Annotated in this window: 19 protein-coding genes; 9 read left to right on the top strand and 10 right to left on the bottom strand. The window is 67.5% G+C overall.

Features of this window, described 5'->3' with window-relative positions; all coding sequences use genetic code 11:
* The coding region (locus B118_RS0119590; RefSeq protein WP_155256571.1) for an IS110 family transposase at positions 1–609 on the bottom strand (609 nt) is incomplete at its 3' end.
* Between the two features lie 330 nt (positions 610–939).
* Between B118_RS0119590 and B118_RS33040 the strand changes: the two genes are divergently transcribed.
* The 3 genes from B118_RS33040 (at position 940) to B118_RS0119600 (ending at position 2,466) form a co-directional block, all read left to right on the top strand.
* Entirely contained in the window at positions 940–1,464 is a 525-nt protein-coding gene (locus tag B118_RS33040; protein WP_238324023.1) for an IS110 family transposase, read from the top strand.
* Positions 1,465–1,523: 59 nt separating this feature from the next.
* A complete protein-coding gene (locus tag B118_RS33045; RefSeq protein ID WP_238324025.1) occupies positions 1,524–1,865 on the top strand; it encodes an IS110 family transposase in 342 nt (113 codons plus the stop codon).
* 292 nt (positions 1,866–2,157) lie between these two features.
* Complete coding sequence (locus B118_RS0119600; protein ID WP_238324027.1) at positions 2,158–2,466, top strand: hypothetical protein; 309 nt, start codon at positions 2,158–2,160, stop codon at positions 2,464–2,466.
* A 1-nt stretch (position 2,467) separates the two neighbouring features.
* On the opposite strand, the gene B118_RS0119605 is transcribed toward B118_RS0119600, so the two are convergent.
* The 5 genes from B118_RS0119605 to B118_RS0119625 form a co-directional block, all read right to left on the bottom strand.
* Positions 2,468–3,697 (bottom strand): IS110 family RNA-guided transposase, encoded by a 1,230-nt coding sequence (locus B118_RS0119605; RefSeq protein WP_028193261.1) that lies wholly within the window; start codon positions 3,695–3,697, stop codon positions 2,468–2,470.
* Between the two features lie 362 nt (positions 3,698–4,059).
* On the bottom strand, positions 4,060–4,212 hold the full coding sequence (locus tag B118_RS31890) for a hypothetical protein (RefSeq protein ID WP_155256572.1): 153 nt from the start codon (positions 4,210–4,212) through the stop codon (positions 4,060–4,062).
* Positions 4,213–4,352: 140 nt separating this feature from the next.
* On the bottom strand, positions 4,353–4,511 hold the full coding sequence (locus tag B118_RS31895; RefSeq protein WP_155256573.1) for a hypothetical protein: 159 nt from the start codon (positions 4,509–4,511) through the stop codon (positions 4,353–4,355).
* 493 nt (positions 4,512–5,004) lie between these two features.
* A complete protein-coding gene (locus B118_RS0119620; RefSeq protein ID WP_028193262.1) occupies positions 5,005–5,382 on the bottom strand; it encodes a hypothetical protein in 378 nt (125 codons plus the stop codon).
* Positions 5,383–5,517: 135 nt separating this feature from the next.
* Positions 5,518–6,762, bottom strand: coding sequence for a hypothetical protein (locus B118_RS0119625; RefSeq protein WP_155256575.1), 1,245 nt, complete (start codon positions 6,760–6,762; stop codon positions 5,518–5,520).
* A 922-nt stretch (positions 6,763–7,684) separates the two neighbouring features.
* Between B118_RS0119625 and B118_RS0119630 the strand changes: the two genes are divergently transcribed.
* The 6 genes from B118_RS0119630 to B118_RS0119655 all read left to right on the top strand — a co-directional run bounded on the left by B118_RS0119630 (position 7,685) and on the right by B118_RS0119655 (position 16,755).
* Positions 7,685–8,482 carry a hypothetical protein gene (locus tag B118_RS0119630; protein ID WP_028193264.1) on the top strand — a complete coding sequence of 266 codons (798 nt, stop codon included), beginning with the start codon at positions 7,685–7,687 and terminating at the stop codon, positions 8,480–8,482.
* A 65-nt stretch (positions 8,483–8,547) separates the two neighbouring features.
* On the top strand, positions 8,548–9,678 hold the full coding sequence (locus B118_RS0119635) for a hypothetical protein (RefSeq protein WP_028193265.1): 1,131 nt from the start codon (positions 8,548–8,550) through the stop codon (positions 9,676–9,678).
* Positions 9,675–11,165, top strand: a complete 1,491-nt coding sequence (locus tag B118_RS0119640) for a hypothetical protein (RefSeq protein ID WP_028193266.1) — start codon at positions 9,675–9,677, stop codon at positions 11,163–11,165. The genes B118_RS0119635 and B118_RS0119640 overlap by 4 nt, the downstream gene beginning before the upstream one ends.
* Positions 11,162–12,490 (top strand): AAA family ATPase, encoded by a 1,329-nt coding sequence (locus tag B118_RS0119645; protein WP_043541612.1) that lies wholly within the window; start codon positions 11,162–11,164, stop codon positions 12,488–12,490. The genes B118_RS0119640 and B118_RS0119645 overlap by 4 nt, the downstream gene beginning before the upstream one ends.
* Positions 12,491–12,529: 39 nt before the next feature.
* Complete coding sequence (locus B118_RS0119650; RefSeq protein ID WP_028193268.1) at positions 12,530–13,771, top strand: metallophosphoesterase family protein; 1,242 nt, start codon at positions 12,530–12,532, stop codon at positions 13,769–13,771.
* The gene (locus B118_RS0119655; RefSeq protein WP_028193269.1) at positions 13,768–16,755 is read left to right on the top strand and encodes an AAA family ATPase; all 2,988 of its coding nucleotides are present in this window, start codon (positions 13,768–13,770) and stop codon (positions 16,753–16,755) included. Before B118_RS0119650 ends, B118_RS0119655 begins: the two co-directional genes overlap by 4 nt.
* Here B118_RS0119655 and B118_RS0119660 read toward each other — a convergent pair.
* The 4 genes from B118_RS0119660 to B118_RS0119675 are packed head-to-tail and all read right to left on the bottom strand — an operon-like array spanning position 16,750 to position 24,558.
* Positions 16,750–17,889, bottom strand: a complete 1,140-nt coding sequence (locus B118_RS0119660; protein ID WP_028193270.1) for a Wadjet anti-phage system protein JetD domain-containing protein — start codon at positions 17,887–17,889, stop codon at positions 16,750–16,752. The two genes, B118_RS0119655 and B118_RS0119660, sit on opposite strands and share 6 nt — an antisense overlap.
* Positions 17,886–22,304, bottom strand: a complete 4,419-nt coding sequence (locus tag B118_RS32185; RefSeq protein WP_043541616.1) for a coiled-coil domain-containing protein — start codon at positions 22,302–22,304, stop codon at positions 17,886–17,888. The genes B118_RS0119660 and B118_RS32185 overlap by 4 nt, the downstream gene beginning before the upstream one ends.
* Positions 22,304–23,026 carry a hypothetical protein gene (locus tag B118_RS0119670; RefSeq protein ID WP_028193271.1) on the bottom strand — a complete coding sequence of 241 codons (723 nt, stop codon included), beginning with the start codon at positions 23,024–23,026 and terminating at the stop codon, positions 22,304–22,306. Before B118_RS0119670 ends, B118_RS32185 begins: the two co-directional genes overlap by 1 nt.
* Positions 23,023–24,558 (bottom strand): hypothetical protein, encoded by a 1,536-nt coding sequence (locus B118_RS0119675; protein ID WP_155256576.1) that lies wholly within the window; start codon positions 24,556–24,558, stop codon positions 23,023–23,025. Before B118_RS0119675 ends, B118_RS0119670 begins: the two co-directional genes overlap by 4 nt.
* Between the last annotated feature and the right edge of the window lie 93 nt (positions 24,559–24,651).

Genomic DNA, 24,651 nt, shown 5'->3' on the forward strand with positions numbered 1-24,651 from the left:
GGCGATGGACAGCAGTTTGCGGCGGCCGGCCTTGCGTAGACCGGCCGGTCCACCGCAGCGCGACAGCAGCTCCAACACGGCCTTGTGGTGCACTTTCGGGCCGAGGACCCGTTCCAGCGTGGGGTGAATCTGTGTCAGCAGACCCCGGATCCGGTTGGACACCCGGGTGGCCTCGCCAGCGAGGTCGTCGTCGAAGCCGACCAGGACTTCCAACTCGGCGAGGGCCTCGTCGCCGGTGTCGACCCGTCGCAGGGTGTGGGGCAGGGTGCGGGCGGCGTCGGCGATGACGTAGGCGTCGCGGGCGTCGGTCTTCGCGCTACCGGGGTGCAGGTCAGCGATGCGTCGCATGGCCAGGCCGGGCAGGTAGGCCACCTGATGACCGCACGCCCGGGCGACCGCGACCGGTAGGGCGCCGATCGAGGCGGGCTGGCCCGCCACGACCAGCACCCGACCGTGGCGGGCCAGCTTGTCGAACAGTTGCCGCAGCCGGGCCTCGGTGTTCGGCAACGCCGCGTCATGCAGCCGTCTGCCGTCCGGTGCCAACCCGACCGCGTGATGATCACCCTTACCGACGTCCAAGCCCAGGTAGACGCCGTATCCGTCGTTCACCGCACCCGCCTCCACGTATCGGATCGTGGCCTCGGCCGCAGTCAGGGCGTCGGACTGCCGGCAGCCACGTTACGAAGAGACCTACCCCAACACGGGTGGCCGTGTCCCTGACTTGTTGGATCGGGGGCAGACGCGAGGGTCTGCAGCCCATAGCGTTCAGGGCGCCGGTCGGCTCAGGTCCGCGTGTTCCTTGCCGCCCGTGTGGTTGGCTATCACTGATAGCGTGCCACGTCGGCCGGTGCCCGGCCGTGGCGTGGCTCGACAGAGGCATGCGATCGATCTTCAAGTCAGGATGCCCACCACGGCACATGCCCCTGCCAGCCGCCTGCCGTGGAGACATCCGTCGTGATCGTGATCGGTATCGACCCGCACAAGTCATCGCTGACCGCCGTCGCCGTTGACGACACTGGTCATGAACTGGCGGCCCGACGCTTCGTCGTCAACGCCGGCACCTTCACCCAGCTCATCAGCTGGGCCCAACGCTGGCCGCAGCACCGCTTCGCTGTCGAAGGCGCCAAGGGACTCGGCCGCGGTATCGCTCAACAGTTGGCCGCCGCCGGCGCGGGCGTCGTCGATGTCCCCGCTACCCTCGCCGCCCGGGCGCGGCTGCTGACCGAGCACCGCGACGACCTCACCCACGAACGCACCCGCATCCTCAACCGTCTGCACGGACTCCTGCGAGACCTGGTCCCCGGCGGCGCACCCACCGGCCTGTCCGCCGACAAGCCGCCACAGCCCTGCGTACCGTGCGACCGGCCACCGCCACCGACGCCTGCCGACGCGACATCGCCCGGCAACTCCTGGCCGCACTCCGGCGAATCGACGCACAGCTCAAGGCAAACGAAACCGAACTAGACCACGCAGTCACCGCAGCCCGAAGCAGCCTGACCGAACTACCCGGCATCGGCGTGATCATGGCGGCAAAGATCCTCGGCCACGTCGGCAACGTCACCCGGTTTCCCAACGCCGACCACTTCGCCAGCTACACCGGCGCGGCACCCATCGACACCTCCAGCGGACCCCGCAAGCGTCACCGCCTCAACACCGGCGGCAACCGCCAACTCAACTCCGCCCTGCACATCATCGCCGTCGTCCAAGCCCACCACTCAGACCTCGGACGGGCCTACTACCAGCGCAAACTCGGCGAAGGTAAGACACCAGCCGAAGCCCGACGCGCCCTGAAACGCCGCCTCGCCAACGTCATCTACCGACGAATCCTCAAAGATCAGAAACAAGCACACCCAACGGCCGCTTGACAGACAGAGGCGCTATCAGCGGTCCACCGACGCCACCCGGCCCGGCGACAACACCCCCCGGATCATCCGTACGACAGGGGCAGTAAGTCATACCGGGCCGGGCAACCGAGGGTCCCCGGCTGGGGACGATCAACAAGACCTCCGATGTCCGTTGAGGTCAAGGGCAGGGGATGATTTGCCAGTGGATACGGACGAAGCTGTGCGCTTGGTTCGGTCACAGGTGTGGTCGGACCGGGTGGAGGCTGGGCGCTGTCTGAGTGTTGTTGTCGGGCAGGAGCCGGTGGATGTCGCGGTGCGCGCTCTCCTTCTCGATCGTGATAACACCGCGGTGACCGACGCGACTGCTGAGGCGCTGCTGCAGCGTGGTGACGCACCGGCGCTGCGACTGCTGGCTGCGGCGTGGCATGTCGCGGAGCCGGAGACCTCGGATCACATCTACGCTGCCTTGGGCAGCATCCTGTTCGAGCTGTCCTGCGCCGAGCCGGGGGATCGCTTGCGGTTCCGAGCCGTGGTTGAGGGCTTGCTGGTCGAATCTGACCCCGATGTTCGTGCCGGTGCCCGGGATCTGTTGGATGCAGTTGCCCGAGCATTACGGGACTGACTCAGGGGCTTGTCGGCGTTACCTGGGCGAAGGCCTTGGTCGGGTCGTATAGCTGTTCGGTGGCCAAGCAGTGATGGAGACAGCCAAGCAGCCGGTTGAACAGGTGGCGTAGGGCGGCGGGATGGCGGTCGCCGTGATCTCGGCGGCGCTGGTAGTGCTGCTTGGCGGGTTCGGCGTNGGTGGCGGCGACGAAGGCCCACAGATAACCGGCAGCGGCAAGTCGATCGTTTTTCACCTTNCGGTGGGTGATGGAGANGCTGCGCCCGGACGCGCGGGTGAACGGGGCCGCGCCGGCGTAGGCCTTCAACGCGCGGGCATCGGCGAACCGGGCGCGGTCGTCGCCGATCTCGGCCAAAACGCGGGCGCCGGTCACATCGGCCAGACCGGGGAAGCTTGTCACGATCGCGTGGTCCAGGTGCTGGCGGAACGCTTCGCTGGCGGCTTCGGCAAGCTGTTCGACACTGGCGCATTCGACGTTCAGCGTCGCCAGCAGCGCCAGCGCCTGGATGCCCATGGCTTCCTCTACGACGGCCGGCTGACGCAGTTGCGGACGGCGCAGCGCCTGCTGCAGTTCGGCGGCCAAGTCCTCGACGCCGCGCCGGCGGCCGCCGCGGCGTAGGGCGGCGGCGATCCGAGTTGTAGACAGCTTTGCAGCAGCTGCGGGCGTGGATGCGACGGCCAGCACCGCGCGGGCGTCCGCGCTGGTCAGATGGCCCTTCCTGCCGTTGAACGCGGCGAGGAACGTGGGAAAGTACTCCCGCAGCAGCGACCGCAGCTCGTTTGAGGCCCGGGTTCGCCGCCAGGTGGCGTCCTGGTGGGCTCGGGCCAGCACCGCGACTGCCTGAACCAGTTCACTGTCGTGTGGCAGCGACCGGTGAACGTGGGCGTCGGTGCGCAGGATGTTGGCCAGCACCACCGCGTCGGCGTGGTCGGACTTCTTGCCCGACACCGAGTGCCGCTGCCGGTAACGAGCCACCGCCATCGGGTTGATCGAGTACACCCGCCGGCCGCTTGCGCGCAGCGCCGCGACCAGCAACCCACGCGGGGTCTCGATCGCCACCGGGACCGGCTCGGCGGTGCTGTCGCCGGCGGCGGCCAGCATCTCGACCAGCGTGGTGAATCCGTCCAAGTCATCGCCGATACGGCCCTTGGCGACCAAACGACCGTGCTCGTCGACCAGAGCAACGTCGTGGTGCCGTTCTGACCAGTCGATGCCGCAGTACACCGCCAACTCCTACTCCCTTCTCGCCTGCCCGTCGGGCATGCAACCCTGGCGGAAACGCGCGGCGCCCTAATGACGAGGCTCTGTGGCCTACCCTCCGATGAGCCGTTCGCGATCCCAGCGACCCGCACGGTCCCGGTCTTCGCAGTCAGAGCTCGTCGGCTCCCGGTATGCGAGGTGTTCGCCGTGCGGGCGGGCTACAACCACGATCAACATCCTGCCCAAAGGTCACGAGGTGGTCCGGCCCTGCCAAGGCCCGCCGGTCTTGCACGAGACCTGGCTCGGTCCAGAGGTGTGCAGGCATGTCCCCGACGGGCCGGACCACCGACGAACGGCTCACCGAGCCCACGCCGCCGATCTTTTTAAGGGTCTCAAGGGACCAGGTAACGGGCAGGCATCCCATGGACCACGGCGGGCCGTTCGGGACTCATTAGGTAACGGGGAAGGGTCCGCTGGTGGCGGGGCGACTCGACGAGAACGCCACCGAAGTCCAGCAGCAGCGCCGCAGGCGGAAACAGCATCATGCGTCCATCGTCGCCGCAACGGGCGCCGTGTGCGGGCAGAAGACACGGAGATCACGGACGGTCACGGTGCTCCGGCGTACGTAAGCGCTGCGTCCATCGGGTGTGGGCCCGGCCTGGTGGCCGGGCCCACACGCGATGGGTTACTCCTCCTCTGGGTCCTGTTGGTCCTCGTTGCGGTCGACGGCCCGATCGGCGCGGTCGGGGAATCCGTCCTGCGCAGTCGGCGAGTGCGGGTCTCGCTCGGCCGCCTCGCGGATCCGGTCGGCCGCCTCGCGGCTCATCGGGGTCTCCTTCGGCATGGTGTGCACCTCCCTCCGGGAAGCACCGGCATGCGCGCACGCCAGTCGCTACCGACAGAGGTTCACGGGCGTGCGCGCACGTCAGGGACACGAGTGAGCGGCGTTTCTCGGCGCGGTGACCACGTCGCACGCGGGTACACCGCAGGCCCTCGAACTTCCCGTCCGGGGAAGTGGCCGCGCCCCGCCCCAGCACGGGGTTCGGGACGACACGTCTCATTGATAGGTCCGCGGTCGAGGCGGGCCCGGCCGCTGTCGGGCGTTCCACCTTGCCGCCGGGGAGTGCCGCCAGCGCGCGGACCATCACCTCGCTGGCTCCCGGCACGGTCCGATGCGTGGACCGCACCCCTGATGCTCACCCCGCCGCTGGCCGCCGTCAAGGACCTGACCTGCGAGTTTCCTGAGCCGTCCGCTTCGGCTACCGACCAGGTTGGGCCGTTGGCGTGCCGGAACCGGTTGCTCTTGCCTTCGCGCCAGGTCCGGCTGCAGCGTCAGGTCAACTCCGGTGGAGGATCGCGTCGGCGGACAGGACAAGGGCGGCCAAACCGAACGCGGGCGGGTCTGCGTCGTTCTCGGGGGTGAACCGGAAATACAGCAGCGGCAGCAGATGGGCGGCCAGGCGCTCCCGATCCACCGGAAGCCCGGCGAGCCGGTCCAGCAGCCACGCCATGCTCAGCACCCGGCGGGCGAGCGGATGCGCGAGGCGGGTGGTGAGATGCAGATGATCGTGAGTGGTCGCGGCGTGGGCGGTGAGCAGCCCCGTGTGCTTGACACACGAGGTGATTAGTTTCGCCAGGAGGTATTCGAGATCGTGCAGCCCGGCGTACTCGTAATCGATCAGCCACCATCGGCGCCCGTCGCGAGCGACGAGCACGTTGTTGAGATGCAGGTCGCCGCTGGCGTGGACGACCCACAGCGGCGGCTGCCTGAGCTTGTGGCGGGTGAGGTCGAAGAGATCGGCGAGGGTAGCGTCGAGCGGGTCACCGTCGATAGTGATCCGGTGCCGGGCCTACGGACGGAGTCGGGCGACGAGCTCGGCCGCCCAGGCCGCGAGGACGGCCGGGGTCTCCTCGGTGTGATCCGGCGGCCCGTCGAGGTCACAGGCCGGCATGAGGTTGTTCTGCGCGGCGGTGGCCAGGTGGTCGGCAATGTCGCCCAGGACCGTCTCGAACCGGTTGGGATCGGCGGCGGCCAGCCCGGCAAGGGGTACCCCGTCGAGGTGCTCCATGACCAGCGCGGCCCGACCCTGCCGATAGTGCAGTGTCGCCGCAGGGACCGGGTAGAAGCGGGCAAGGGTCTGCAGGCCGGAGAACTCCCGCTCGGCGCTCGCCCGGTCCCGGCCGAGTTTCACCACACCTGCGGGGTGCCCGTGCCCGTCTCGAACGGCGAACACCGGACTGGTGCTGGGTCGCAGCTGCTCGACCCGGCCGTCCGGCGACCGGTAGACCAGAGCGGGCCGGTGATAGTCGGGCTCGGCCAGGTAATCGGCGGTGACAGCAGAGCGGATGTGGGTGATCGCGGTGTCGACCGCTGTGGCCAGGGGGAGAGGGCTGGGCCGGGTGGCCAGCGCCGCGAGGTCGACCCGGCCGGTGGTGAGAAAACTCCAGCGGCCACGATCGTCCTGCCCTGCGTAGAGCAGGTCAGCCGTGTCCGGCCCATTGGGCAGCCACACCGGGTACCAGATACAGCGGGAGTCCGGACCGGTGAGCCGGCGGTGGTGAATCGGACCGAGCTTGCGCCAGGTGACACCGTCGCGGGAGACCGCCGCCGCGACGCTGCGCGAGCTGCCTGCACCGCAGGCCATAACCAAGATGCCGTCGGCGGTGCCGACAACCGCTGGGCAGTCGACTCCGTCGGCGTCAGCGCTGCCAGGTTCGCCACGGTCGAGGGCCGCCCCAAGACGCTGCCACACCAGCCCGCCGACGGAGCGGGCGACGAACACACGTCGCCCTCGATTGTCGTGGCTGACGTACCACATCAACCAGCCGTCCCGCCGTCGCAGCACCGAAGGCGAGAGCCCTTGACCAGCTAGAGGCTCCAGACCGACGACGGTATTGGGCGGGGACCACGTGGCTCCGCTGTCGGCGCTGACCGCGTGATGAAGTCGCCGATGCCCCTCGGCGCTGACGCCGCTGAACCAGACATGCAAGTCCTCGCCGTCGCTGGCCAGGCTCGCGCCGGGCACCGCAACCACGCCAGGCGGAATCGGCATCCGCACGCCAGCGTCGACGGCGTATGCCACGGTGCTCGTCATAGTCATGATTCGTAACCCGGTTGAGTCGCCACCACGACCTCTACGACTCTCCAGCGCGTCAGCGGTGTCACCGGTGACCACCAGCAGGATGCGACCGAGATGCTGAGCCGCGCCCACCGCCATCGGGCTTCGGCCAGCGGCAATTGTTCGCCGTTGGCGGCCTACGACGTTCAGTTGACGGCAGACAGGTACTTGGCTCGACGGCTGCCGATCAACTCCTCGGACTGCCGCGTCCGGCAGTGTCCGCGTCCACCGTTGATCGCCGGGCGGTTCGGCCACCATCCCAGCCACCTTCCTTCCGGCCGACCCTGTCGTTGAGAGCCGGAGACTTTCTCCAGCGCAGTCGATGAGTCCTGTGTCGAGCAGGTCCGACAGCGAATCCCGACACCAGGACGAAGGTCGAGTTCGATGCGATCTTGGGAGCGGCGACAGGATGCGGGCCGGCGCGAGGCCGACGAACGTACGCTGTGGGCTGGCGGGGCCACAGATGTCGGGGTGAACAATCGAGTTCCGACATCCACGAATACGCTGGCGAACTCCCTGGGCGTTCTGTTGGTGGCGCTCTGTAGCTCTGGTCACGTCTGCTCTGACGTATGAGGTTGAGGACGCTCGGAACCCGGTGGCCGTGCAGCTGCGGACGACGTCCGGCGGCGGTGGCTCCCAGCAGAGGCGCGTGGTTCCGCGGCGGGGCCTCTGGCTTCGCTGACGGGTCGTCGCCGAGCAGGGGTGTCGGCCGCTCGCGGTCCGCCAGGAGCCCGCCGAATGAGGTCGTGGGTCTGTGGGTCTTCAGGTGATGTGCCACCGACGACGGGAGCCGAGTCCGACCGCCGCACCGATCTTCAGGTGGACGTCGTCGCGGTCACTTCACCAATGAATCTTGGAACTTTTTGGAGGACTTTGGAAGTTGTGATACGGTCCCGCCATGCCCGAGATGATGGACGAGCTCGAGGAGCGGATCTCGCAGCTGCGCGGTCGCATCCGTCAGGCACTCGCTGCCGGCGAGCGTACTGAAGTTCCGCGCCTGCGTGCGGAATTGCGGGCGGCGGAGCTGAGTTGGGATGCAGCGCTACTGGAGTCCGACGACTTGGCGCCGGTGCCGCCAGAGACGCTGCCAGCGGGCATGTCATTGTTTCCCGTTCGCGAACAGGTTCATCAGGTCCTGACGGTGCTGGGGGTCGCGGCGTCGCCGCGGTTGATCGTCGCGACTCACGAGGCGTTGTTCGCGGGCGGATTGGCTGCGACCAAGCTGGCCAGTCTTCGGCGCGACGAGGAGCGATCCTTCCGGGCGGCGCCGTACTCCCGACCGTACTACGTGTGTGCTGCTCTGGCGGCGGACCAGCTCGTGGCCGTGCGTGGCCTCCTAGCGATATCCACGTGGTCGCTGGATCGCCGCATCATGGGTCCGCTGTCGCCCAGGGTCGACTTTCTTACCGCCGCGATACGCCTGGTTCATCACCTCCAGACCACCGGGAAACTTGGGTCGCAGTCGATCCGGCTCCTGTGGCCGTTCACCAACAACATTCCAGGCGCCGGCGGACCCACTGAGGGGTTCGAGCCATCAAGGCTTATCGCTGCAGCACAAGCGGAGCTGAACATTCACGAGGAGTCCGACCGTCAGCAACGCGAGGCTGCGGCCGAGCGTGCGCGGCGGCTTTCCGACGCGGAACAACTGTTCGGTGGCGAACAACTCAAGGCAGTCAAGTCCGCCACGAAAAGCTAACTCCACTTCCCTTATCCGGCGGCCCGGTTCCCGCGAAGACCCGGACCCGTCCTTCAAAGGATGACATGTCTGTCGTCGACGAACGTTTGAACGCTTTGCGGGGTGCGGCACCGCGAAAGCCGCACAACGCCCGCACACTCGCCGCGCTCGCGGCGAACCCAGGTTGCCTCCGACGCACGCTGCTCGATGCCGCAGGCATCGACAAAGGGCAGATTGCGCAAGGGTTGGGCGTACGCATCTCCATCGGCCAGATGTCAAGCATCGCCATCGCCCGGGGAAAGGGTTTCGAGGCGAAGGTGAAGGCGGACGGATGTGCTGAGCTGCTGCGCTTGTTGCGCGAACACATCGGGCTGCCTGTCGCCGAGGTCCACTATCACGACCTTAATCCGGCCGACACCGACGACAGGATCACGTCGCGGTTGCGGCGTTCCCGGCACGCCTTGCGGGTATCGGCGGAGTCGAATGAGCCGACCGGTACGTTGTTCGATCATCCGATCCTGCAGCTCACCGTGAATGGGGTGCAGGTGCGGATCGAACCGGATCTGATCGCGTTCAAGCTCGGCAATCAGTTCTTTATTGTGGAGGTCAAGTCCTTCGCGATTTTGGACGGCACTGCGGATTCCGGCAAGGTGGCGGCTGCCGCGCAGCAGTCCGCAGTGTACGTGCTCGCGATGCGGGAGATGTTGCAGACGGCCGGGCTGGACCCTGACATGGTGTCGGACCAAGTCGTGCTCGTGTGCCCGAAGGACTTCAGCAATCACCCGGTTGCAGAGCTACTCGATGTCCGCAAGCAGCTGGCAACGTTGAAGCGCCAGCTGGACCGTATGGAAAGTGTGGAGAGCGTGCTGCGGCTCGTGCCGCCGGACCTCTCGTTCGACTTGCGGTTGGACGACGCCGGCCGGCCGACGCGCGATCCCCAGGAGCTCGCGGCGGCGGTCTTCCAGGTCACTGCCCGGTATTCGCCGGAGTGCCTGGGCGCCTGCGAGCTGGGTGGGGTGTGCCGGTCGGAGGCGAGCGGCATGGTGCCGGTGCTGGGCAGGGTGGTGCGCGAAGACCTGGGCGGCATCGACTCGATCAAGGAGGCGGTCGAACTGGCTACCGGCCTGCGGGAGCCGGACGCCGGCCAGCAGCAGGCGTCCGATCTGCTGCGAAGGGCCTACGGCATGCGCGAGGCAGCGTTGGGAGCTGTCCGGTGACCGTGCTGACCTCCTTGGCCAAGGCGCTGGCTGCGTACTCGATGGGCCCACAGCGGCTGACCGTCTTCCGACACCAGTACATCTCGTCGAAGCCGATCGTCATCGTGCCGCTCACGTTGGCCGGGGAGACCAACGCACCGCTCGCGGCGATGGTCGGCTCCGACCGTGCCCGGCCGACCCTGATCGTGACCCGGCAGCCACGCGAACGAGCGGAGCGACTGCAGTTCGCCGGCAGGCTAGCCAGCGAGCTGCTGTTCCCCATCGAAATGGCCGCGCAGCGGACACAGCCCACCGGTCCGGGGCCGAATGCGCGGATGCGGGTAGTCGACGCCCCGCAGATCTGGGTTCCGAACCCGGCAGGAATCGAGTTCGTCCGCACGCTGGGTCGAATGACGAGGCTACGGCAAATCGAAGGACCGTGGGCGGTTCCGAAGAAGGTACGCGACCTCGGCATCTGGCTGACCTGGTTCGCGGAGCAGGCCGAGTTCGCCGACACCGGCGCGCTGATCGCGGCGACCCAGGCGTTGGCTGCCGTGTGGGCGACCGGCCAGAGCGATCTCGAAGACGGCAACCTCGCTGCCCAGATGGCCTGGCTCGACCCGCCCGAAGGGATGGACGTCGCCTCGGCAGTCAGCCGAGCTGAGAACCCGCAACTGTGCCCACCGGCGGGTCCGACTACCGACCCGACCTTCGACCGGCTCTTCTTGGAGCCCGCGCTGCGGGACCTAGCCAGCGCGCGGACCCCGGCGGCGCACAGCGCCGTTCACCGGCGGCTGACCGCGATGCTGGAAGAGCAGATGCGCCCGACCTGGGAGCTGGTGTGGACGGCGATCGATCTGCTGCTCGAGGTGACCGAGGCGCCGCGGGTTCCGAAACGCTGGGAACAGCAACGTGACCGGTTTACCTCGTTCCACCAGTACGTCGCGAATGGTGGCAATCCGCAGGCCAAACGCGACAGCGCAGGCCGCAGCGCCCATCGACTCGCCGAGCTGGAACAGCGGATGGCCGCGTTCGAGGCGCAACGCGCCTACGACGACCCGCTCGTGATTGCGGACTATCGGCTCACTGGTGAGGCGTTTGCCGGGCAGGTCGTCGATGTCGATGCGACTCGCCGCGTGCCCGGGCTACGGCGCAGTGTGCTGCGTCCGCTGGTCACGGTGGCGACCAGCGACCAGGTCCATCTCGACGTCGATCAGCACGTGTACGACCCGGCCCGCAACGGGCAGCAGGCGGTCATTACGTCGGTCAACGAGACCGAGGACGGCTGGCGTATCGAACTTGAGTTGCAGAATCAGATGGGCGGCGGCCAGACCGCAAAGCCTGGCTCGGTTCCTCTACTCGGAGAGGAGGTCACCTACACGAGCGTGACCGAGACGTTCGTCCGGCGCCGGCCGTGGCCGACGCGGGAAGAAACCCCTTGGACGCACGGTGGCCCGCCACCAGACTCCACGCCTGTTGTGGAGGACGCGGCGGAGGATTGGTCATGACCTCGCCTCAAGAACGAGCGGAGATCAAGACCGCGGAGATTCTCACCGCGTTCACCAACGGCGGTCGCCGGGGCGTCGTCGTCGACTCGCCGCCCGGAGCCGGAAAGTCCACTCTGGTGGGGCGCATCGCGGCCGAGATCGCTACAGCCGGTGACACCGTGGTGGTCGTCGCCCAGACCAACGCGCAGGTCGACGACCTCGTCGCCAAGATCGCGACCCGGTTACCCGGTCTGATCGTCGGACGGCTGTCCCGCGACGGCTACCTGCCGCCGCCGACGCTACTCCTGCCCAACGTGCAGGTCGCTTCGCGCGTCGATGACCTGCCGGATTGCCGGGTCGTGGTCGGCACCGCCGCCAAGTGGGCGCAGGTGCGAAGCGCCCGGACGTGGCCCTGGGCCGTCGTTGACGAGGCGTACCAGATGCGCTCGGACCTGCTGCTGCTGATCGTGCCGCTGTTCAAGCAGATGCTGTTCGTCGGTGACCCAGGACAGCTCGATCCGTTCTCCCCGATCGACGGGGAACGGTGGTCCGGTCTGCCCTGGGATCCGATGCAGAGCGCTGTGGCGGTGCTGCTCCGCAACAACCCGGACATCGTTCCGCACGAACTCCCGGTGACCTGGCGGCTGCCAGCCAGCGCCACACGCCTGGTCCAGACGGCCTTCTACCCCTTTTCGGAGTTCACCCCCGGCACCCACGACGACGAACGCACGATACATGTGCCAACCGTCGGTATCCGGCGGACGGTAGCCGATGAGGTGATCGACCTCGCCGCCGACACCGGATGGGGTTTCCTCGAGCTACCGCACCGCAACACGCTGCGGACCGACGCCGAGACGGTCGCTGCGACCGCAGACGTCGCCGTCCGGCTCCTGCAACGCGGGACCGAAACGGTCTGCGAACATGCCCCTGGCGGACGGCGGCTAACCGCCGCGCGGATCGCTGTCGGTGCTGCGCACCGCGACCAGGTCGCCGCCATCACCCGAGCGCTGCGGGCCCGCGGCGAGATAGCGGACGGGATTCGGGTGGACACCGCGAACCGGCTGCAAGGCGCTGAATTCGACATCACCGTGATCCTGCATCCGCTGTCCGGACGGATCGACGCGACACCGTTCCATCTCACGCCCGGCCGGTTGTGCGTGCTGGCATCCCGGCACCGTCATGCCTGCATCGTGGTTGGCCGTCGCGGTATCCCCGAGCTTCTGGACGCCCACCCCGGAACCGAGCCCGTGCACCTCAAGGACTTCATCAAGTTCCCCGACGGTTGGGAGGCCAACCAGGCCGTCCTCGCCCACCTGTCCAACCACCGCGTCAGCGCCCTGCACTGACCGCTCCCGATGCCTCAGGCTGCGCCGCGACGCAGCCGGATGAAAGGCGACATTGCCGTGCTCTTTCTACATACCTCTGACTGGCACGCCGGCCGGACCACCTACAACGAGCCCCGGATGTCCGACCTCGCCGACGCCATGGCCGAAATCATCGACATCGCCAAGCAACACCGACCCGACGGCATCCTGCACTCCGGGGACCTGATCGACCACTCCAGGGTCAGCCACACCGACATCGAACGCGTCGTCGGCTGGCTCGCCGAACTGGCGACGATCGCCCCCACGATCGTCGTCGCGGGCAACCACGACAACGTCGCCCTGCACCGCTACCTCGACAAGCTCGGCCGCCTGCACCAGCTGCACTTCGTCAGCCAGCCGCTCGGCGCGAACGGTGACTATCTGATCGTGCAGGGCCGTGACGGCACCCGAGCCCGGATCGGGGTCCTACCGTTCATCTATCCCCAACGCGTGACCACCGTCCCCGGAGTTCAGTCGTGGTCGAGCACCTACCGTGAACAGCTCGCCGACCTGCAGGCCCGGATCACCGCCGGCCTGTCGGACGGGCTGGACCCACAGTCCGAGGTCACTCTGTTCACCGCCCACATGCACGTCACTGGCGCTGGACTCGCCGGCAGCGAACGGGCCCGCCACACCACCGAAGAGTTCGCCGTCGACCCCGACGCCATCCCCGCCGTGGACTACGCCGCCTTCGGCCACATCCACCAGCCGCAGCCGCTGCCCGGCCGGGTCGTCGGACGCTACGCAGGCTCGCCGATCCCGCTCGACTTCGGCGAGGCCGGGCAACGCAAGAGCGTGACCCTCGTGACCGTCGAGCCCGGCAGGCAGACCGTGTGCGAGGAGGTCCCGCTCCGCGGCGGCCGAGCACTGATCAAGTTCGACGGCACCTGGGACGAACTGCTGAAACAAGCCGGCAGCATCGGCGATGCGCTGTGCCTGGTCACGGTGCACACCCCGGCGTATGAACCCGCGCTCGCGCAACGCGTCCACACCCTGCTGGCGAAGGCTCGGGTGCTGGACGTGCAGCAGCGCGTCGCCGGGGCCCAGCCCCGCAACGACGTCGTCGAGCCCGGGCAGATACCAGTGCAACGCAGCCTGCTCGAATCGTTCGAGCAGTACGTGAACGAGCACGGGGCGGGCATCGCGCCGATCGATACGGTCACCAGCATGATGGCCGAGTTCCTTGCCGCGGCGCAGGACGAGCGCGACCCGTACTTCCCGGCCGAGGAACAGCTCATCACCCGGATCGGCGGTGCCGCATGAAGCCGCTGCAGCTCACCTTCTCCGGGTTTCGCTCCTACGTCGGCCGGCAGCACATCGACTTCCGTGGCCGCGACCTCGTCGGGATTATCGGCGATACCGGCGCCGGTAAATCAACCGTCCTGATCGCAATCAACTTCGCGCTCTTCGGCACCACGACCTGGGACGCACCGTCCCCGAAGGTATTGATCGCCGACGGCGGCGACGGCACCCTGGCCGTGGCCCTGGAGTTCGAGGCCCGTGGGCGCCCGTGGCGGGTGACCCGGCAACTGTCGAGGAAGCCCACCGGAACGGTTCACAAGCTCGAGTCGCTCGACGGCGGCGAGGTCGTCCACGGTAGGTTCGTCACCCCCCGCGTCGCTCAGCTCATCGGCATGGACAACAAGACATTCCTTCGCTCGGTCCTCCTGCCCCAAGGCAAGTTCGAGCAGCTGCTGCATGCTAGCAACGGTGAACGCGCCGGCATCCTCAAAGGCCTACTCGGTCTCGACATCCTTGACACGATCGCGGACCGTGCCCGCCAACGCCGCGACGCACTCACTCCCGCCCTCGCCGACCTGCGTGCCCGCAAAGCGACACTCGGAGACCCTCGAATCACCGCCAAGACCGCCGCTGCGGAGGCGAAAGCGATTGGTGAGCAGCTCGGCCACCTCAAACAAGCACAGGCCGCCGTAGCCGACCTCGTTGAGGAGGCGAAGACCGCAGCCGAACAGCATGCCGCCCTCACAAAGCTGCGGACGACCCTGTCGAAGGCCGCCCAGACCGATGCGCCGCAGCGGCTGTGTCAGCTGGCCAGGCTCGATCGTGAGATTACCGACCAGGAGAACGAACTCACCGCCCGAGCCGAGCCGCTGCGCGCCCGACGGGAAGGACTTCTCGCCGAGCTGGGTGACTTCCGGCCCGGCGGATCGAAGGCGGACGACCTCACGACGGCAATTCAACAGTTGTCCCAACTTCACGAACGCATGATCAACGAGGCGCAGCGCCGCGAACGCCATCGAACGGATGTGCAGGCCCTCGAAGACCTGCGGGCGGACGCCTCAGCAGCCTCCACTGAGCACACGCGGTACGAGCCGCTCCTCGCGGAGGCAGAAGCCGCGCTCGCCGACCACACCGGTGTCGTCAACAGGCTTGAGGGCGATCTGGCGAAACTTCGCGCCGCCCTCGACAACGCCCGCTACCTCGCCGAGCAACGCCGGGAGTTCGCCGAGACCAAGCAGCGTCTCGACGGTAGGGCGGCCCAAACGGCTGCGGGCCTGGAGAAGGTACGCGAAGCTGCCGTCGCCCTCGGCCGGGAGGTCGCCGCCGCTGACGCGGCGCTGCAGGCCCAGCGGAGGGCCAACGCCGCCGCCCACGCTGGTGAGGGCTTGGCACCCGGCGACGCATGCCCTGTGTGCGAACACCCACTACCCGACCAGTACACCCCGCCCCACGCACCCGACCTCAAGGCCGCAGAACGCACCCTCACCTCTATTCAGAGGAAGGCAAAGAAGGCCGGTGACGCGGTCACCGAGGCAGTCGCTGCTCACCGTGAAGCACAGGCCCTCGCTGACCGGGCAACCCAGGACCTAACGGCGCAGAACACTCGAGCGCAGAACGCCATCGACGCCCTCACCGCGAAGCTCGGCCCGATCGTCTTAAGTTCCGAGGATGATGTGATCCTCGCCGCCCAGCTGTCCGCCTTGCAGCGGGCCGTCGAAGAGCATGCCGTCCTCTCTGAAGGCGTCGGCACCTTACGCAAGAGCAAGGCGGAGGCCGCCGCCAAGGCCAAAGCCCTTGGCAACCAGGTCGAGCGCAATGCCGCCGCGGTGGACCGCGAAGGACGTGAATTGGAGAAGCTCCAGGCTGGAATCGCCGAGCTCACCAAGCAGGTGCCGCAACGATACCGGCCCGACGAGGCCACCGCGGACGCCGTGGCCGTGCGGCAAAAGGCCGCCAACCGCGAGCAGAAAGACCTCGCCGAGCGTTGGCAGATGATTGAGGGAATCGACGTCGACCTGGAACAGCTCGGCACACTGCGCCAGGAACTCGACGTGCGCCGCGCCGAACACGTGACCAAGCCGGCTGGGACCGCCAGCCAAGCCGTTCTGAGGCTACGAACCGCGCAGGTCGCGGTCGCGGCGGCGCTGTCGCTGCCGGAAGCACCCGACATCGACGTCGCAGCCGACGTCAACGCTCTTGCCGATTGGGCCGCCCAGGTCGCTGAGGAGGGGCTGGACGCGACGACAGTCGCCGACCAACAGCTCCTCCAACTCGACGAGGTCCGACACCGATGTGTACAGCAGAGCGCCGCGATTACCGCGGAAGCGCCGACCGGCGGTAAACCGCTCGAAGAGGCATTCAGCGATGCGATCGGGCGCAAGGCGATCGCAGACAGCACCTATCAGGACGCGACCGCTAAAACGGTCGAGTACGACGATCTCGTGGGCCGCCTCAAGATCGCCCAGCCACACGTGGACGGCCTTGACGCTCTGGTAAAGCTATTGGGCGACGGGAAGTTCGTGGCCGAGGTCGTGCATGAGCGTCAGCAAACCCTGCTGGGAACAGCTACCGGCCTCCTGCGCAGCATGTCCCTCGGGCAGTTCGCGTTCGGCACCGACTTCCAGGTATGGGACGAGCACACCTGCCGCCTGCGGGACGTGAAGACCCTCTCCGGCGGAGAAACATTCCAAGCCAGCTTGGCATTGGCCTTGGCGCTTGTCGAACACGCCAGCAGTAGCGGCGGCCGGGCCGAGGCGCTCTTTCTTGACGAAGGCTTCGGGACACTCGACCAGACGGCCTTGGCTGAGGCGCTCGACGCTCTGTCCACCCAGGCAAGCGCCGGACGGCTGGTTGTCGTCATCAGTCACATGCTGGCCGTCGCCCAGCATGTGACATCCCTGATCCGGGTCACCAAATCACCGACCGGAAGCAGCCTGCGGTGGGCGACCGAGGCGGAGCTAGTCGCCCTCGCCGACGCCGCCGACGCCGAAGGGCTGCACTCATGAATGTGCACGGCCGTGCTGCGTGGCCGGCGAATTGCGGCGATCAACTCCCGGCGAGGATGGAGAGCCCGTCGGGACGCCGCAGGGGTCGAAGTCTTTCGGGTCGATGCTGATCAATTGGCTGCGTCCGGTGGCTTCCTGAGGGATGCGTAGGCCGGCCGCGATGATGACGCCGATGGGCGTGCGTAGATCGGGCGGGAACCAGTTGAGGATGGCGTGGTCGGCGGCGATGAGCCGGGCACGGGTCCTGGGTTTGATCGGCGTACCGACATCCAGCAGCAGTCGGTACAGGTTCGACGCCGGGGTCAGCGGACCGAGCCCGAGGGCCTGGGAGTGATGGTCGCCGTCGGCGGCGATCTCGATTCCGCGCAGGTCGAGGTCTCCGTAATAGTGCAGAGGACGGGTCCAGTCCGCCGGTATTGAGGCAAGAATCTGCGGGAGCTGGCTGCCCCCGGTCCAGATGACGGTGCCGACGGAGCCGTCGGCGGGCAGCCAGTGGGCGAGACTGTGGGCGGTGGTGTGGTTCTCGACCATGAGCGCGGCGGGGCCGTCGCCGATCTGCCATTGGACGAGGGGTAAGGGTATGCGCTCGCAATGTAGGTCTGCCAGGGTAAGGCGGTTCGCGGCGAAGAGCCGTCCCCGGCTGAGGGTGTCGAGTGCTTTCTCTTCGCGGAGTAACTCCCAGGAGCGTTCCCGCATCGGGACGATCTCGGGTGGCTGGTGTTCGGCGAGGTAGCGGTTGGCCGCGTGGAGCAGGGCGAGTTCGTTGTCGGTCGGGCGTTCGGTGGCTACAAACGTGGCGGCCCAGGCGAGTCGTGCATGCCAGGTGGTGGTGACCGTCGCCGGGCCGGCTGTTGGAGGTCGTTCTGCGACGGGGCGTTGGACCCAGTTGGGTAGTGGTGGCTGGAGGGTGTGGTCCCAGGCAGCGCGCGTTGCGGCTGCTGGTTTGCGGATGATGCCGGCGACGGTGAGCTCGTCGAGCGCGCCGGCGAGTTTACGGCGTGCGTCGGGGTCGCCGGCGAGTGAGAGGTCCGCGGCGTGGGCTGCGGTTCGCAGGATGCCGAGTGGTATCCGTGCGGTGCGATGGGCGGTGACCGTCGCGGCCAAGTGACGGGCAAGCGGGCTGAGGCCGGTCACAGCAGGCTCTCTTGGAGGGGGAAGGTGAGCCTCGCGGTGGTGATGGCGGTCGCGAGGGTGTCGTCGCTGACGTCGCGGTCGCTGACCTGGGCGTAGGTGCGATCGTGGTTGTGGGTGTTCTTCATCCGGATGATGTTGGGGAAGCGGCCGATGGCGCGCATATCGGCCAGGCCGGACAGGAAGATGAGCTGAATGCCGTTGGCGGCGGCGACCCGTCGTTGCAGATCCAGGAACGCGACGTAGTTGACGGTGCCGAGGGGGTTGTCCATGGGCAGGACGCCCAAGCCGGGATGATTGGTGCCGCGGCTGGCGGCGCGTAGGCGGGCGAGCATGCAGAACAGCAGCAGGCTGATGGTGACCTTTTCCCCGCCGGACCATTTGCCCATGCGTTCGACGGGTTCGCGTTCGTCGGCGAGGTTGGTGGAGGGCTTCAGGACGCGGGCGATGAAGTTGCCGGGACCGCCGACGGCGGCGGAGACAGCCTGCCAGGTCAGGGTTTTGCCGTCGGGCTGCGTTTTGGCTTCGCTCTGCACGAGGCCGTCGACCAGGGTGCTGATGCGGCTGCGCATGACGGCTGGGCTGGTGTCGACGCCGGACTTCGGGCCGACGTCGAGAAAGCGGCGATTCTTGAGGTGTTCGCCGATGCCAGGAGGTAGTTGCGCCTGCGTCTGGGCGCGTTGCAGCATTTTGAGGCAGGTGCGTGCTTCCTCGCAGAGCGCGGAGACGACGATCTCCTTGTCCTGCTCGACCTCGTCAAGCTGTCCTTGAAGATTGGCCCGGTAGAGGGCGATTTCGGCGATGAGGTGGTCGGCTTCCTCGGCCAGCCCGGTGGTGTGTTCACCGCCGGTGAACCGGTCTTTCACCTCGGCGGAGACGGTAGCGAATCGAGCCTCGCCGACCCAGCGGTTGATGGCGTGCCCGCGTTCGGTGACGGCGTTGCGGGCGGTATTAAAGTTTCGGTCGGCTTTGGCGAGTTCCTTGCGAGCCGTGTCGGCCTCGGTCATGGCGTCGGTGATTGCTCCTGCGTAGACGGTGGGTGGCACAGCGGCATCCGTGGCTTGCTCGTCTTCGCTCGTGAGGCTGGTGGCGAGGTTGTCGAACTGGTCGGCATCGTTCGTCAGACGTTCAATTCGCGTATCCAGGCTGGCGAAAACGTTGGCTGCCGTCTGTTGCTGTGCACGGTGATACTTCTGCTGTTCGTCGGTGTCGGCCCGAAGGCGCAGGGCGTGGTCGAGGTCGGCGGGTTCGGTGAGCGGCAGCATTAGCTCGGCCCGAGTCGGGCGGTCGCCGCTGGCCTTTTGCAGGGCCGCGTCGGCGTTCTTGGCCTCGGCGCGTTTGACGGCCGCCTCGCCTACCGCCGTGGCGTACTGCTCTTCGGCAGTCGCTGCGAGCTCGGCGGTCACCACAGGGTCGGCCGCAGCGGGGGTTGCGGCAAGGTCGTTGGCGAGGTGCCGGACGTCCTGGTCTGCCGTGGCCACGGTGGCGGCCAGGCGTGAGGTCTGCCCAGCTAGGCTCTCGATCTGGGCGGCGATCACGTTGCGCGATGCGCGAATCTGATGGGCCGTGCGGGCGGTGTCGAACGTGCTTCGCGCCTGCGCAAGCGTGACGGCCTCGGAGTCGGCGGTCGCCTCGCCTCCAATGTCGGCGAGCTCGGTGGCCTCGCGAAGGAACTCTGCTATGGACCGCCGGTCGCGGTCAGCGTCGCCCTTCGCCCTCTCGGCGGTCCTGCGGTACTTCTGCTCGGATGCCACTGCGGTCGCCCGCGCGGCCTCGAGGTCTTCGCGTGCAGCAGGTATCTGCGTCAGCCGGGCACGGATCTCGGTAATGGTCGGCAGTTGCTGGGCCAAGCCGCCGAGGATGTGGACGCGCGAACCCACGATCCTTTCCTCTTGGGTGACCTCCTCACGTTGCTGGCTCAGCTCCGCGGCGCGAACATCGAAGTCGACCCGCTGCGCGTTGAGCTCGCTGTGACGTTTCCGCGCGGCGGCGATACCTGCGGTGATGCGCTCGTGCTCGGCGGCGAGGTGCTCGAGGTGGCCCGGAGGGCAACTGGTGGCCAGGAGAGTGAGTTCGCGGATCAGCTGTTTGTCGCGGTCGCGGGCGAGGCCAAGTTGGCGCATGTGCTCGTCCCGGGACGCGCTGGCCGCCTCTCGGCGTTCGATCTCAGTGGCGGCGGCGTCGCGATCGAAGAGCGCTGCCGCTGGCGGTACGACGAAGCCTTCCACTGCACTTGTGCCGGCGTCAATGGCAGCTTGCAAGGCGCGGGTGGTGGAGACCTGCACGGTGGTGCCTGGGGTGAGCGCAGCTGAGTCCAGGTGTTGTCGGGCGGCGTCCAGATCGCTGGCGTCGTACACCAGTAGGCCAGCGACCAGGGACGGCGCGGCGGCGATGGCGCGCTGCCACAACGCGGGTGCTACCGCGTCGGCAAGGTAGTGCCAGCCGGTAGCTGCGGGAATGTTGTGCTCGCGCAGGACCTCGGCAGCGCGGGTCAGGTCAAGTGACGCCGGGAGCAGGCCCGGTTGCTGGGCCAGTGATCGCAGCGCGCGCCGGTCGTCGGCGTCATCGACGGCGAGGTCGATACGTTCGCGGTCGATAGCGATGATCGCGTCGGTCAGCGCCTGTTGGAGAGTGCTATTTGCGGCGATCGGGTCAACGGTGTCGGCTTGGGCTAGCAGGGTGAGACGGTTATGGCTGCTGAGCTGGTTGATCTGGTTAAGCAGCGGCTGACGTTCGCCGTTCAGTTCGCGCAGCGCGGCTTCAAGGTCGGTGATTTTCGTGCCCAGCTTCTGGTGTTCCGTGTCGATGGGCGCACGCGCCTCGGCCAGCGCGGCAGCCGCCTGCGGTAGTTCCACGTCCATCCGGTGTAGCAGCCGGGTGTGCTGGGCTGCGCATGCTGCGTGCGTGCTAGCCAGATCAGCGCCAGCTGGTAGGTGCTCGTCGGCGACGGCGCGGGCGACGGCTGTCTCGAACACGGTGATGCTGTGCTTGAGCTGGTTGCTCTCGGCAGTCAGAGCACCGAGTTCACGATCAGCGTTCCCGATCTTGTCCCGGGCCTTCTGCAGTTCACGTTCGGCAGCGGCGGCGGCCTCATCGTTGGCGACGATGACCGGTTCGAGTTCGCGTCGGGATCGGTGCAGTACCGCGATCAGCTGGGCAGCAGCATGCTGGTAGCGCTGACGGACGGGCGTGGCGTCGGCTTCGTCGCGTGCCTGCTGCTCGCGCAGGCCCTCGAGCTGTGCTGACAGCTCCGTGTAACGGACCACGGTGGGGACCAACTGCCACGCCTGGCGTAGTCGGCGACGCTCTTTGGCGGTACCCTCAGCCGCTGCGCTGGCCGCACGGGCGGCCGCGTCGAGCAGATGGGCTGCCCACCACTGGTATTCGCGGTGCAGACGCTCGTAGGCATCGGCGTTGTCGGCGGCCTGCTTCTGACGGTCGCGCTGGTGGCCGGCGTCTTCGTTGTGACGAGCGATCTGGGTGCGGGCATGGGCGGCTGTCGCGGCGTAGGAAGCGGCCAGCGCTCGTGCACGGCGGCGTTTCGTGGCGCGGACCTTCTCGGCCTCATGGAGCCGCTGGTGGTCGGCCTTGAGTAGTTCGAGGTGCTTGACGGCTTCTTGCGTGAAGTCGAGTTCGGTACGCAGCCGCGGGTGCCGGGCGATGCTGGCGCGGTGTTTGCCCAGCATTGTCGACAACTTGCGGGACGTTGCGGAGTCGCCGACCAGGCTGAGCAGGTAGCGCACGAAGTCGTCGGTGGTGGAGAACTTGAACTGCTTCTCGATGCCGCCTTCGCTGGCGTTGATCTTCAGGATGGCGGTGAACAGACCGGGGTCCAGGCCACGGTCCTGCAGGGCGCTCGTCCACTTTCCTTGATCTTTGTATTCGACCACCACGGAGTCCGCTTCGGGTGGCAGTGCCGTGATCGCGTCGGCGAACGCTTTCAAGGTCGTCGGGCGCTGGTTGACGTCATGAAACGGTAAAAAATCGATCTCGGCGGCCGGGCGCGAGGGAGTGAAGGCGTACCACCGTTGTTGCAGCTGTTCCCAGGAGGCGTTCGGGTCGGCGGGCTGGATACGGTCGGCCCATTCATAGACGGCACCGGTGACCATGCGTCGCCCGTCGGGATCCTGCCATTCGATGGCAATGTGGGCGGTGTCGGCGCCCAACACGCAGTCTTCAAGGTGGCGGCCGGTTTCTGCGGTGGCAAGGTAGTCGTTGCGCGCGGGCCGGATCGACGCGCAGATCAGCGCGATGAGCGTGGATTTGCCGCCACCGTTGCGCATCCACAGGATCGTGTCGAGCGGATTGCCGGTGCGGCTGCCGAACTCCAGCCAGACGTCCCGGAAGCGGGCTGCAGGGGCGCCGATGCGGTCGAGGTAGATCCGGTGAATCTTCCACAGCCGGGCGGGAGCGGGCATCAGGTGGTCTCCGATTCGCGTCGGGCGGTGCGCAGCGCTTCGAGGGCTTCACCGCCGCCGACATCGGCGACCAAGAGCCGGAACCGGTCGGTGAGCTGGTACGTGGTGGCACCCATGGTCGGCGCGGGGCGGGCGGCTCCGCGGTCGACAAGCCAGCCGAGGACCTCGCCGATGGCCCATTGCGTGCAGCCCTTGGCCGGGCCGGCCTGGTTCGCTTTGGGTAGGAATGCACTCATCCGGTCGTAGACGTCGGCGGCGCGGCGCGCCTGTGCGTCGTTGCCGTCATCGCCGGTCGTGGCGGCTACGCGCGTAATTGCCGAGCGGATGAACGTGTCCAATGCCACGACTTCGATGATCTTGACGTCGGTGCTGTCCAGGTCCCGTGGGTGGGGGAAGGCGTACGCGGCGATCGCAAGGGTGACCAGACCCGCCACCAGCTTGTCGTCCGGGCTCATGTTGGTGCTGCGCAGGTCGGAAGTACGGAGCGCGAACACGCTGCCGGGCTGCGTGGTCACAACGATGCCGGTACGCGCCGGAGTCCCCAGCACGACGAGGCCGAATCCGCTGGCGAGTACGTCAACCAAGTCACGAAACACCGTCTCGGTGCGGTAGCGGTGCAGCAGCAGGCCATAGGGATTGCCATCAGTCGGCCGGGCACCGTGGCGCAGCCCGAAGCTGACCAGTTCGGCGGCATGCCGGACGTCTTCCAGGGAAATACTCATGAGGCCGCCTCAGTCGAAGAGATCATCAGCTGGTTGCCCCACACCGTGGGCCGGTCGATGGTCTGACCGGTGCGCTCCGCTGCCAGGGCAGCGATCAACGTGTCGATACCGGCGGTGGGCGAGTCTCCCGGCTCGGGTACGTCGGGGGCATACGCCCACAGCGCGGCGAGGGTGACCAGTTCGATGACATCCTCGACTGCTCCGCCCACCTCTTCCGGGTCGACGGCGGTGGCGGCGTCGACAAGCTGGGTGAGTGGTACGGGCTCATGTTCGGCTTGGCGCAGGATCCGGGTGGCTGCCGCGATGACTTCTGGCGGGTATGCCTGGGCATCGGCCTCGTCGGCTTCGCCGGGATCCTCGGGCACGTATTCGATCGGCGCGACTTGCCGGGTCGGGGCGAGCAGGGTGTCCACCAGATCGCCCAGGTGCAGGATCCGCGGCAGCCGGAACCCCAGAATCCGGTCGGTAAACGCCTCGCCCACCGTCTGGGCCTCGGCGGTGGTCATCGTCAAGATCGGCTCGAACAACTCCCGTTCGACGTTGAGGAGCCGCAACCGTACGGGCCGGCTGAAAACCTGGCGCAATTGCGCCTGCTGGAGCACCTCCCGTGCGCCAGCGGCACGAGACGCGAGATCAAGGTGAACGTCGCGGATACGCTGCAACGTCTCGACCAGGTCGCCGGACGCGCGTCGGACTGCGGCATCGGACTCCGCGTCGATACCGGACATGACATGACCGATTACCTCGCCGTCCGCTTCGACCCGGGCCTTCACGTGCTTGCGAGCCCGCGCTAGCCGTGCCGGGACATCCACCAGCCAGTCGGCTGAACGAACGTCGCGGCGGGTCGACTCGACGATCTCGGCCAGGGTGGCCGCCATCGCCACCGACGCGCGCTCGGCTGTCTCCGCGGTCCGGCCGGCAGCCTCGAAACGGCGGTCATCCAACTGGCGACGCAAGACTACCGACAGGGCCTCCTCAGCGTCGTCGACATCGAGGTTCAATCCGTTTAGGTAGAGCATCACCGCCTGCGGCGACGCCTGCACGACCGCGCCGGATGGGCTGTCCTGCAACGACAGCAGTTTGAACGCGTACTCTTCGCGTCGCCGCGGCGCCGCACGCACGTCATGAAAGACGTACACAAACTTGCTCTGATTCTCGGCATCGTTGAGCAGGCCCCGGACCACCCACCGCGCAGCCTCAATCGCCGCTGTCGAGTCGTCTCGGTCGTCCATCAGCCGGGCCAACCCGGCGACGGTGTCCACCAACTGCGCCAGGGTGACTTGCCGGGCGAATCCCATCGAGGCAACTGCCACGTCAATCGCGGCAAGGGCCAACTGCCGCAGATCGAAGACCTCGTCGTCGATACCGGCATGGGCCGCGTTGCGAACCAGGCGAGCGACCGGATCGGTGAGAACCAGCGCCCGCCACCTCGCCCGCGCCGACGCGTCCGCAGCCGGCGACCGAATCTCGATCGTCGACGGCTCCGACGAGGTGTCCTTGACCGTGAACAGATCGGGCGGCTGCCCATGCATAACCAAGCGGTCCTCCCGCGACCCGAACAACATCGACAACTAGCGGTCCGTCGATGACAGATCGTTGCACATGGGCCTGACAAAGACCGCTTC

The sequence above is a fragment of the Salinispora pacifica CNR114 genome (genome assembly GCF_000514775.1).
In the GTDB taxonomy this organism is placed as follows: Bacteria; Actinomycetota; Actinomycetes; order Mycobacteriales; family Micromonosporaceae; genus Micromonospora; species Micromonospora pacifica.

Coding starts and splice junctions, on each gene's coding strand:
- B118_RS0119675 (WP_155256576.1), bottom strand. CDS start 24,558: ATGCATGGGCAGCCGCCCGATCTGTTCACGGTCAAGGACACCTCGTCG.
- B118_RS0119670 (WP_028193271.1), bottom strand. CDS start 23,026: ATGAGTATTTCCCTGGAAGACGTCCGGCATGCCGCCGAACTGGTCAGC.
- B118_RS0119655 (WP_028193269.1), top strand. CDS start 13,768: ATGAAGCCGCTGCAGCTCACCTTCTCCGGGTTTCGCTCCTACGTCGGC.
- B118_RS0119645 (WP_043541612.1), top strand. CDS start 11,162: ATGACCTCGCCTCAAGAACGAGCGGAGATCAAGACCGCGGAGATTCTC.
- B118_RS32185 (WP_043541616.1), bottom strand. CDS start 22,304: ATGCCCGCTCCCGCCCGGCTGTGGAAGATTCACCGGATCTACCTCGAC.
- B118_RS31895 (WP_155256573.1), bottom strand. CDS start 4,511: ATGCCGAAGGAGACCCCGATGAGCCGCGAGGCGGCCGACCGGATCCGC.
- B118_RS0119635 (WP_028193265.1), top strand. CDS start 8,548: ATGTCTGTCGTCGACGAACGTTTGAACGCTTTGCGGGGTGCGGCACCG.
- B118_RS31890 (WP_155256572.1), bottom strand. CDS start 4,212: ATGATGCTGTTTCCGCCTGCGGCGCTGCTGCTGGACTTCGGTGGCGTT.
- B118_RS0119650 (WP_028193268.1), top strand. CDS start 12,530: ATGAAAGGCGACATTGCCGTGCTCTTTCTACATACCTCTGACTGGCAC.
- B118_RS0119625 (WP_155256575.1), bottom strand. CDS start 6,762: ATGACGAGCACCGTGGCATACGCCGTCGACGCTGGCGTGCGGATGCCG.
- B118_RS33045 (WP_238324025.1), top strand. CDS start 1,524: ATGGCGGCAAAGATCCTCGGCCACGTCGGCAACGTCACCCGGTTTCCC.
- B118_RS0119630 (WP_028193264.1), top strand. CDS start 7,685: ATGCCCGAGATGATGGACGAGCTCGAGGAGCGGATCTCGCAGCTGCGC.